We start from the raw sequence: 5,377 nt of genomic DNA on the forward strand, positions 1-5,377 counted from the left end.
TTCTCTTTTGGGGACAAAAGAGAACATATCCTCATAGTTGCAGCATCTCAGCGCATTTCTGCACCTCTGCATTGACGGCCTCAAAATCCACCGCCGCGCGGTAGTAGGTTTCCAGCTCATCGTGGCAGCTTTTGGCCTGTGCCATCAGGGCAACGGCCTGTTCCAGCAGCTCGTTGGCGGCCCGCTCGTTGAACCGCAGCCGGGCCCGGCACCGGGCCAGATTCTCCCGGTCCAGGAAGCGGGTGCACCGCACGGCCTGCACGCCGGGCAGCTGCACCGGGTGCCAGCTGTTGTCCGTGAGGAATGCCAGCCGCAGGGAGGGGATGAGAATGTGGTCGATCTTATCCTCCGGGTGCATGGCACAGGGGCAGGTGATGATGTGATACCCCCGGGCCAGCGCTTCGGCCCGGATGAGTTCCAGCAGCAGCCGGGAGACGGCCCCGTAATCATCCCGGAAGACGATGCAGCGGTCGGCCAGAGCCTGCACGGTGCCCTTGTAAAAGACCATCCACTTGGGGGTGATGGCCGAGAGCAGACGCAGCTCCTCGCTGGGGGAGCAGTCGTCCGGGCACCGGGGCAGCACCCGGGTGCAGAGCCGCTTGACATAACGGCGGACTTTTTCAAAGTTGGTACTGCAGGCCTCGGCCCGGCGGCTGTCCAGCAGCAAACTCCCGGCGGAGGCTACATATCGCGCGGCCCGGGCCCGCAGCTGCGCGTTGCGCCGGAACAGGGCTTTGACTTCCTCGCGGTGGGGAGCCAGGGCCTCGGCCCGGATGGTGTGATAGAGGCTGACAACGATCTCGTCAGCCCCCGGGGCGTCCGGTTCCAATACATGGGGCGCGGTGGCGTCCACGATGGCGGCCCGCCGCCCCAGAAACACCACCCCGTCCAGACTGTCCGGGTCGCTGGCGCAGTGCACCCGCTCAATGGACTGGCCCTGCTGCTCGGCCTTTTGGGCCAGCTGCTTCATCAGGGTGGATTTGCCGCAGCCTGGCCCGCTTTTGATGAGATACATCTGCATCCCCGGCTCCCGCCGCAGGGGCTCAAAATAGCCTTTGAACCCGGCGGGCGTGGTGGCACCAAGGAAGAAATCAACGGTTTTGCTCGTGGTCTGCATCATGAGAGAACACCTCGCTTTTGCTATAAAGCTATGCAAAAGCGGGGGCGGATTGTGTTTCCTCCATGGATCAGTAAGTGTGCTCGCACACCTGCCCGATCTTTTCCCGCAGGGCCAGGAAATCCGCAAAGGCGTCCGGTTTATTCTGCTTCTGGCGGAGCAGGGCGGCGGGGTGGAACGTGCCCATGAACCAGATGCCGCCTTTTTCAATAAAGGTGCCGTGCTCTTTGGTCACGGAGAAATCCGCCCGGATCATCCGCTGGGCGGCAATGCGGCCCAGGCAGACCACGATCTTGGGCTGCAGGAGGCGGAACTGCTCCCGCAGCCAGGGCATACAGGCCTCGCTCTCGGCCGGGAGCGGGTCGCGGTTCTGGGGCGGGCGGCACTTGACGATGTTGGCGATGTAGCAGTTCTGGTTCCGGTCTAGGTCGATGGCAAACAGGTATTTATCCAGCAGCTGGCCGCTGCGGCCCACAAAAGGCAGGCCCTGCTCATCCTCGCTCTGGCCGGGACCTCGCCCACAAACAGCACTTCGGCCGTGGGTACGCCCTGCCCGAACACCACGTTGGTGCGGGTGGTGTGCAGCGGGCAACGGGTGCAGGAGAGGCATTGGGTGCGTAACGTTTCAAGATCCATAGCTTCGTTCCTTACTCTTTATAAAATGACAAAAAGCAGACAGTCCGGGAACTGCCTGCTGTCGGTTCAATCGAATAGATCGGTGTGGCTGCCGGTGCGGAAAAGAAAGAGGATCAAGTCTTCCCCATCGACACGATAAACGAGAAGCCAGTCCGGCCGGATATGACATTCGCGAAAGCCGATATAATCACCGGTCAGGGCATGGTCACGGTTTTTGTCCGGCAGAGGCTGCCCGGCGGCAAGCTGATCGACGATGGCGTTGAGCGCATCCAGATCAAGGCCGCGTTTGGCAGCGAGCTTGAGGTCTTTCTTGAAGCGGTTGGAAAGAACGACATCAAGCATCCGAGAGTACCTCATTCATGGCATCCTGAAAAGAAGCGTAGCGCTTATACTTTTCTGGGCGTGCTTTCATCTCGACATACTCGTTCAGCGCGGCTGCCGTTTCTGCATTGGGATTCTCCCGAGTGACAGCAAAGGGAAGGCCCTGGACACGGAGAGACTGCTTGAGAAAAAGAGTGATCGCGGTGGAAAGGTCAATGCCGAGGTCGGCAAACAATTCCTGACTGGAACGCTTAAGCTCCGGGTCAAGACTGATATTGGTGCTTGTTCTTGCCATATCGAAAACCTCCATACAAGTATTCTATTATCAATATAGCATATTTGAGAGAAATGTCAACATGTTGTGCGCATGATGTGCATGCAAAATATAGAACGGAAAAAGAAAGAGGTTATAGCCCGTAAAACAGTTCGACGGGGGAAGCATCGTCTGTTTCTTAACAAATTAAATGACAAACATTTCACAAACCTGTGATGAATTTCTGGAATAAATATACCACAAAATTGCGGTTTTGTCTTGAAGTTTTCTGACTCTGTGCTAGAATAAAAAAGAGGGTGCTCCTGTGCACCCAGGAAAAATTGCAAAAGTTATTTCGGAGGTAATCACAATGGCTGATATGTTTGCACCGCTGGTAGCCCAGCTGAAAGCGAACCCCAAGACGATCGTTTTTACCGAGGGCAATGACCCCCGCATCCTGGAGGCCGCAAGCAAGCTGCTGGCTGAGGGCGTGCTGAAAGTGGTTATGGTCGGCAACGAGGCAGAGTGCAAGGCTGCCGCTGCTGCTGGCAATTTTGATATTTCTGCTGCTGAGATCATCGACCCTGAGAACTATGCAGGCTTTGATGAGATGGTCAACACCATGGTCGAGCTGCGCAAGGGCAAGCAGACCGCTGAGGAGTGCACCGCACTGCTGAAGAAGTCCAACTACTTCGGCACCATGCTGGTCAAGATGGGCAAGGCCGACTGCCTGCTGGGCGGCGCTACCTACTCCACCGCTGACACCATCCGCCCCGCTCTGCAGCTGGTCAAGACCAAGAAGGGCGCACATCTGGTGAGCTCCTGCTTCATCCTGGACCGCGACTGCGGCGAAGAGGGCCTGAAGCGCATTGCCATGGGCGACTGCGCTGTCAACATCGATTACACCGACACTGTGGACAAGGCTACCGGCGAAGTCAAGGTCAGCGCTGCTTCCAAGCTGGCTGAGGTGGCTGTCGAGACCGCCAAGACTGCAAAGCTGTTCGGCATCGACCCGAAAGTGGCTGTCCTGAGCTTCTCCACCAAGGGCTCCGGCAAGGGCGGCACCGTTGCTCTGAGCCACGATGCAGTCATCAAGGCTCAGGAGATGGACCCCGAGCTGGCTGTGGACGGCGAGCTGCAGTTTGACGCTGCCGTTGCTCCCGAGGTCGCTCAGGTCAAGTGCAAGGGCAGCAAGGTCGCTGGCCAGGCCAACACCTTTATCTTCCCCTGCATCGAGGCCGGCAACATCGGCTATAAGATCGCACAGCGTCTGGGCGGCTATGCTGCTTACGGCCCCATCCTGCAGGGCCTGAACGCTCCCATCAACGACCTGTCCCGCGGTTGCAACGCGGACGAGGTCTACAAGATGAGCCTGATCACTGCCTGCCAGTCCTGATTGATTACCTGCTAGACGGATATCAGAGCCCCGCCGGAGTTTTTCCGGCGGGGCTCTTTTGCTGCCCTCTTGCAATCTGCCCCAAAGTATGATACAATAACCAAGCACATCAAAGATGTGTCATGTCGGACAGCGCCTGCTGCGTGGTTCGGCATACGGATGCGGGCCCTGTACGATGGGGCCGCTGTGAACCAGGTCAGGTGGGGAACCAAGCAGCCTTAAGCGGCGCGCCCCGTGCGTTTCAGTCAGCCTGCATCCGTATGCCGAGTTACGCAAGGCGGGGGTCAAACCCCGTCAGCGCTGTCCGATTTTTTATTGTCAAAGGAGGAGAGCCGGATGTATCGCGCGTTGTACCGCAAGTGGAGACCCCAGCGGTTTGAGGATGTGGTGGCCCAGCACGGCACGGTGACCGCGCTGCGCAACCAGGTGGCCGCCGGGCGCGTTGGCCACGCCTACCTGTTTACAGGCGTGCGCGGCACGGGCAAGACCACCTGCGCCAAGATCTTTGCCAAGGCGGTCAACTGCCTCAACCCCCACGACGGCGACCCCTGCTGCCAGTGCTCCATCTGCCGCGGCATCGACGACGGCAGCATCCTGGACGTGGTGGAGATGGACGCGGCCTCCAACAACGGCGTGGACGATATCCGCGGCCTGCGGGATGAGACGGCCTACACCCCCAGCGAGTGCCGGTATAAAGTATATATCATCGACGAGGTGCACATGCTCTCGACGGCGGCGTTCAACGCCCTGCTCAAAACGCTGGAGGAGCCGCCCGCCCACGTCATCTTCATCCTGGCCACGACCGAGATCCAGAAAGTGCCGGAGACCATCCTCTCCCGCTGCCAGCGGTATGATTTTGCCCGCATCGTCCCGGAGGACATTGCCCGGCGGGTGGAGTACATCGCCGGGGAGGAGCACCTGCAGCTGACCACCGAGGGCGCGGAGCTTATCTCCCGCCTGGCGGATGGTGCCATGCGCGATGCGCTGTCCATCCTGGACACCTGCGCGGGTGTGACCTCCCAGATCGACGCCAGCGTTGTCCGCAAGATGGCGGGCGTGACCGACCGGAGCTACCTGTTCCGCATCTCGGACGCCATTGCCGCCCAGGATGGCGCCACGGCGCTGGCCTGTCTGGCCCAGCTGCGGCAGCAGGACTCGGTGGACATCAAGCGGCTGACGGATGAGCTCATTGCCCACTACCGGGCCCTGATGCTGGCGGCCCTGCCCGGCGGGCAGGCGCTGCTGACCGGTGTCTCGCCCGAGGAAGAAGCCCTCTATCTGCAAAAAGGCCCGGCGCTGGGCCAGCGGGAACCCATCCGGCCATCCGGCTGCTGGGCAACGCGCTGGAGCACATGGCCCGCGGCAGCGACCAGCGCATTGAGCTGGAACTGGCGCTGGTCAATCTGGCAGAGCCGCTGCAGCCCGTGGCGCAGCCGATACAGGCCGTTCCGGCCCGTGCCTCTGCCGCCCCTGCTCCGGAGGCCCCCCAGCCCTTTGCGGCCGCACAGGCCCAGCCGCAACCCTTTGTGAGCGCCCCCGCGGCCCCGGTGCAGCAGGTCCGGTCGCCCCGGCCCCGGTGGTTACTGCCCCCGAGCGCCCCCGCGGCCCCGGTGCAGCAGGTCCGGTCGCCCCGGCCCCGGTGGTTACTGCCCCC

The 5,377-nt window shown here is 60.9% G+C and carries 5 protein-coding genes, 1 other RNA gene and 1 pseudogene; 3 read left to right on the top strand and 4 right to left on the bottom strand.

Going from position 1 to position 5,377, the window contains the following annotated elements; all coding sequences use genetic code 11:
* Positions 1-31 precede the first annotated feature (31 nt).
* The 4 genes and pseudogenes from DXA70_RS13340 to DXA70_RS13355 all read right to left on the bottom strand — a co-directional run bounded on the left by DXA70_RS13340 (position 32) and on the right by DXA70_RS13355 (position 2,369).
* Positions 32-1,120, bottom strand: coding sequence for a hypothetical protein (locus DXA70_RS13340; protein ID WP_243001426.1), 1,089 nt, complete (start codon positions 1,118-1,120; stop codon positions 32-34).
* Between the two features lie 67 nt (positions 1,121-1,187).
* Positions 1,188-1,753, bottom strand: a pseudogene (locus tag DXA70_RS13345) (uracil-DNA glycosylase).
* A gap of 66 nt (positions 1,754-1,819) precedes the next feature.
* Entirely contained in the window at positions 1,820-2,110 is a 291-nt protein-coding gene (locus tag DXA70_RS13350; RefSeq protein WP_112147803.1) for a type II toxin-antitoxin system YafQ family toxin, read from the bottom strand.
* Positions 2,088-2,369 carry a type II toxin-antitoxin system RelB/DinJ family antitoxin gene (locus tag DXA70_RS13355; RefSeq protein ID WP_128118744.1) on the bottom strand — a complete coding sequence of 94 codons (282 nt, stop codon included), beginning with the start codon at positions 2,367-2,369 and terminating at the stop codon, positions 2,088-2,090. Before DXA70_RS13355 ends, DXA70_RS13350 begins: the two co-directional genes overlap by 23 nt.
* 328 nt (positions 2,370-2,697) lie before the next feature.
* Here DXA70_RS13355 and pta point away from each other — a divergent pair, with 328 nt between their 5' ends.
* The 3 genes from pta (at position 2,698) to dnaX (ending at position 5,253) form a co-directional block, all read left to right on the top strand.
* Positions 2,698-3,723 carry a phosphate acetyltransferase gene (gene pta / locus DXA70_RS13360; protein WP_128118745.1) on the top strand — a complete coding sequence of 342 codons (1,026 nt, stop codon included), beginning with the start codon at positions 2,698-2,700 and terminating at the stop codon, positions 3,721-3,723.
* A 159-nt stretch (positions 3,724-3,882) separates the two neighbouring features.
* An RNA gene (gene ffs / locus DXA70_RS13365) (signal recognition particle sRNA small type) lies at positions 3,883-3,982 on the top strand.
* A gap of 77 nt (positions 3,983-4,059) precedes the next feature.
* Positions 4,060-5,253, top strand: a complete 1,194-nt coding sequence (dnaX, locus tag DXA70_RS13370; protein ID WP_243001427.1) for a DNA polymerase III subunit gamma/tau — start codon at positions 4,060-4,062, stop codon at positions 5,251-5,253.
* The last annotated feature ends 124 nt before the right edge of the window (positions 5,254-5,377 follow it).

The organism is Faecalibacterium sp. OF04-11AC (assembly GCF_003460645.1).
GTDB lineage: Bacteria > Bacillota > Clostridia > Oscillospirales > Ruminococcaceae > Faecalibacterium > Faecalibacterium prausnitzii_I.

Excerpts from the sequence above, each read along its gene's own strand:
- DXA70_RS13340 (WP_243001426.1), bottom strand. The coding sequence starts at position 1,120 with ATGATGCAGACCACGAGCAAAACCGTTGATTTCTTCCTTGGTGCCACC.
- DXA70_RS13350 (WP_112147803.1), bottom strand. The coding sequence starts at position 2,110 with ATGAGGTACTCTCGGATGCTTGATGTCGTTCTTTCCAACCGCTTCAAG.
- DXA70_RS13355 (WP_128118744.1), bottom strand. The coding sequence starts at position 2,369 with ATGGCAAGAACAAGCACCAATATCAGTCTTGACCCGGAGCTTAAGCGT.
- pta (WP_128118745.1), top strand. The coding sequence starts at position 2,698 with ATGGCTGATATGTTTGCACCGCTGGTAGCCCAGCTGAAAGCGAACCCC.
- dnaX (WP_243001427.1), top strand. The coding sequence starts at position 4,060 with ATGTATCGCGCGTTGTACCGCAAGTGGAGACCCCAGCGGTTTGAGGAT.